The sequence below is a fragment of the Cyclobacterium sp. 1_MG-2023 genome (assembly GCF_030546805.1).
GTDB lineage: Bacteria > Bacteroidota > Bacteroidia > Cytophagales > Cyclobacteriaceae > Cyclobacterium.
In genome coordinates this window covers 1-3025 of sequence record NZ_JAUOPC010000041.1, presented here as the reverse complement: position 1 = coordinate 3025, position 3025 = coordinate 1, and the positions used below count along the sequence as shown (strand labels likewise).

Below are 3025 nucleotides of genomic sequence, written 5' to 3'. Positions count from 1 at the left end.
AATATTAATGATAAGTCTAATGTAGGAAGAAACGGCAAAAACTGCCGGCTTCCTGCCTTAGCAGGATTCGTTCAACATTGTATATACTTTATGGCTAATTTTGGTCTGACATTCACGTTTATAGATACAAATAACGATTATTGTAAACAGATAGATTCGTCTTCGAAAATCGCCACAAAAGTATATACTGCCCGTTGGGCGTAAGTAAAAAAACTACAGATTGACAGAGTATCCTAAAGACATAAAGTTTAAATACAGTTGGAGAAAATACCAGCAACGGGTACTTGATGAGTTACAAGACCACTTGTCTGACGAACATCTTCACGTAATAGCGCCTCCAGGTTCGGGTAAAACTGTATTAGGTCTTGAAGTTGCTATTCGACTTAACAAACCAACTTTAATACTCGCACCGACAATCGCAATTCGCAACCAATGGATACAAAGATTTTGTGAACTTTTTCTTCAAACCACTTTGACACCTGATTGGATTTCAAGAGATATTCGCAAGCCTAAATTTATGACAGTTGTAACGTATCAGGGACTTCACGCAGCTTGTAATAATTGGAGAAATGAAGAAGAATTTGATGACGAAGAAGAAACCGAAGAAAATGGAAATAGTACTTCAACCAACGCTGAACTTGACAACATTGTAAGCGGACTAAAATCACAAAACATAAAAACTATTGTTGTGGACGAAGCTCACCATTTAAAAAACGAATGGTGGCAAACGCTGACAAAAGTCAAAGAAAAATTACAGCCGATTATTGTTGGTTTGACAGCGACTCCGCCATATGACGTTTCAGCTTCAGAATGGCAACGATACATAGAACTAAACGGACCTGTTGATACTGAAATTTCAGTTCCAGAATTAGTTATTGAAGGGGATTTATGCCCACATCAAGACTACGTTCATTTCACATTGCCAACCGAAAAGGAAAACCAAAGTATTGTTGAATTCAGACAGAATATTGAAAACCTGTTTCAGAAAATAAAAAATGATGAAACCATCATTAAGGCGATTGAACAACATCCCATTTGGAAAAAGCCAACAGAGCAATTAGATTGGATTTACAATAATCTTTCCTATTACTCGGCTTGTTTAATATTCTTAAAATCGAATGAAAAGGAAATTCCTGAAACACATCTTGAAGTCATTGGTGACAGGAAATTTAAAATCCCAAATCTTGATTACGAATGGATTGAGACTCTTCTAGATTTCTATCTCTACAAAGAAAAGGAGCATTTCAAAGATTTTGAAGAACATCAAAAATCCCTTGAAAACAAACTGAGACGATACGGAGCGATTGAAAGAAGACAAATTAACTTTTCGCACAACAAACGTGTGACGGGTTTTTTAACTTCAAGCATTAGCAAACTTAGCGGCATAAAGAAGATTGTTGATTTTGAATATCAGCAACTAGGTAAAGATTTACGAATGGTTATTCTTTCAGACTTTATCCAAAAAGAATTTTTCATCAAAGAGTCTGAAAACAATCTCGAACTGAACAAAATTGGAATCATACCGATTTTTGAAAAATTAAGGCGAGAAAACAAGGACAACAAAAGAATTGCAGTTTTAACAGGGTCATTAATAATAATCCCTGAAAGTGCCTATTCAGCATTTGAAGCAAAAGCAGCGAAAATTGGAATAACTCAAGTGAATTCAAGCCCAGTTTCTTATGACTCTGACTATGTCTTAATAAACCAAACCGAGCAACTCAAACACGACATTGTTCACCTTGTAACTCAAATTTTTCAAAGTGGAGAAATTGAAGTGTTAATAGGTACGAAGTCTTTGCTCGGTGAAGGATGGGACGCTCCTGCCATCAATTCATTGGTATTAGCAAGTTTTGTTGGTTCGTTTGTGCTTTCAAATCAAATGCGCGGTAGAGCCATTAGAACCCAAAATGGAAATGGCGATAAAACAGGAAACATATGGCATTTAGCCTGTATCGACCCAACCTCACAAACAGGCGGAGACGATTTTGATATACTTAAAAGGCGATTTAGAAGTTTTGTAGGTGTTTCATTTAAAGAAGAGGCAGGAATTGAGAACGGAATTGGACGTTTGAATTTATCCGAAAACATTTATTTAAAGGAAGAAGCTGAGAAAAAGAATATTGAAATGTTTTCCTATGCAGGCGACAGAGAAAATCTAAAACAAAGATGGAAAACGGCACTTGAATCAGGTGTCAACCTTGTTGAAGAAATCAAAATTCCATTCCCCGAAGAAAAGGAATACAATGCCGTTAAGTCAATGTATTTAAATAAAACAATTGGTAATCTATTGGCAACTTTAGGCTCGGGTTTAGTTGGTTTTGGTTTAGAAGGATTGCAAGGACTTGGCAGAGCGGCCAGAAATATTAGAACTTCCCAAGACTTGTATTTTTTCCTAGGGATTTTTGGAGTAATAGGAATGCTAATTTTCGGTAGACTGACATTTAAAACTTTAAGACTATTTCTAAAATACAGAGACATATCAAAGGACATCCAACAAATTGGAGACGCACTCCTAAACTCTTTAATTAAAGCGGGTGTGATAAATACAGCCTACTCAAAATTGAAGGTTGATACTTCAGTTGACAATTGGGGCGCAATTTTTTGTCATTTAGAAGGTGGGACAACATTCGATAAATCAACTTTTATAAATGCGCTCCAAGAAGTAATTGCACCAATTGACAATCCGAGATATGTAATTATCAGAAAGAACATGTTTATGCTTTTTGTTAAGCAAAAGGACTATCATTCAGTTCCTGAAGTACTTGGGAAAAATAAGAATTTAGCGGAATATTTTAAAGAACAATGGGAACGACTTGTTGGTTCTTGCGACTTGATTTTTACAAGGACACTTGATGGAAGAAAATTGCTTTTAAGGTCAAGAGTTAAATCACTAGCCGCACAATTTGATGAGAAAGTAGAACACATAAACAAATGGAAATAAAAAACCTAATAACTAAGCATTCTGATGGCTGGAACAGCCTAGTCTGAATGCAGTGTTGAACGAAGTGATGTTGGGAATTAGGAT

Annotated in this window: 2 protein-coding genes; both read left to right on the top strand. The window is 35.9% G+C overall.

Translation table 11 applies throughout. The annotated features are described in order from the left end of the window. Positions 1 to 204 (top strand): hypothetical protein (locus Q4534_RS23965; RefSeq protein ID WP_303615693.1); only part of this gene is annotated, 204 nt, incomplete at its 5' end. A 16-nt stretch (positions 205 to 220) separates the two neighbouring features. Next, positions 221 to 2941, top strand: coding sequence for a DEAD/DEAH box helicase family protein (locus tag Q4534_RS23960; RefSeq protein ID WP_303615692.1), 2721 nt, complete (start codon positions 221 to 223; stop codon positions 2939 to 2941). Positions 2942 to 3025: the final 84 nt, after the last annotated feature.